Source organism: Burkholderia sp. FL-7-2-10-S1-D7, assembly GCF_001524185.1.
Taxonomy (GTDB): domain Bacteria; phylum Pseudomonadota; class Gammaproteobacteria; order Burkholderiales; family Burkholderiaceae; genus Burkholderia; species Burkholderia diffusa.
Genome location: NZ_LOWY01000042.1, coordinates 1 through 1,075 on the forward strand (window position 1 = coordinate 1; position 1,075 = coordinate 1,075).

At 65.9% G+C, this 1,075-nt stretch carries 1 protein-coding gene; it reads right to left on the reverse strand.

Features of this window, described 5'->3' with window-relative positions; genetic code table 11:
• Positions 1-1,063: RHS domain-containing protein (locus WS75_RS16465; protein ID WP_257129400.1), on the reverse strand; the 1,063-nt coding region annotated here is incomplete at its 3' end.
• Positions 1,064-1,075 lie beyond the last annotated feature (12 nt).

Consider the following 1,075-nt stretch of genomic DNA (forward strand, 5'->3'; position numbering starts at 1 on the left):
AGTACCGATACCGGTTGTAGTGCAGCCCCGACTCATGGTCATGGTACTGCCCCTGGAAACGGATGGGATTGGCGATCAGTGCCTTCCCCGACGCCTTTCTGATCGCCTCCTGCGCAACGCCCCACGCACGGTACTCCGCGCTCCAGGCAATCTCGCTGTGCTCGTCGGTCAGTTCCTGCGGCGTGCCGAGGTGGTCGCACTGGTACCACGCCAGGCTGTTGATCGGCGGCGCGGGCGGCGGAGGGCCCCATAGTGGGTCTTCGTCCTGCCGGTAGTAGTTGCCATACTCGGGCTGGTCGAGCAATTCAATGGCGTCGTCGCGCACCGCCTGCGCCACCGGCACGAAGCTGCCCGGCTCGTACACATAGTGCGTGGTGCGCGCACCAAAGCCGTCCTCGTCGGCGATCTTGCTCTCCCACGCCAGCGTATCGCCATCCCAGCCGTACAGCGTGAAGCCGCATTGCAGTGCGCGGTTGCGCTTCACGCGCTCGGCGCGGTTCCAGTGTGGCCCCGCTTCTCTTCTTTCCTCGTAGTGCGCCTGGCTGTGCTTGGACAGGCGCCGGCCGAGGGCATCGTAGCTGTAGTCGACCTTCAGGCGCTCGTCTTCGTAGTGCGTCAGGCGGTCAAACAGATCCCAGGTGAAGCGGCCTTCCTTGCCGTTGTGCCAACGCTGCGTGAGGTTGCCGCGCGCGTCGTACTGGTAATGGGTGCCGGCGTATTGCTTGAGCAGGTTGTCCAGTGCCTTGATGCGCGGCATGCGCTGGCGCTCGGCTTCGCGCTGCTCGGCCGGGTCGATCAGGTTGCTGGCCGGATCGAAGTCGAAGGTCTCGTGGCCGAGCCGGCTGTGCGCTTCGAGCAGGCGGCTCACCGGATCGTAGCGGTAGGCGAGCTGCCCGCGCCGCGTGTCGTTGATGTCGGTGAGCTGGCCGCTGGCGTCGTACCGGTAGCGGCGCACCAGCAGGCGGTTACCGCCTGCGGTTTGCCCGACCGGGCCTTTAGATTCGTGGGCAAGCACCTGCTCGCTGAGCCGCCCCATGGCGTCCCACTGCTGCGTTTGCAGCAAGCGGTTGCCTTG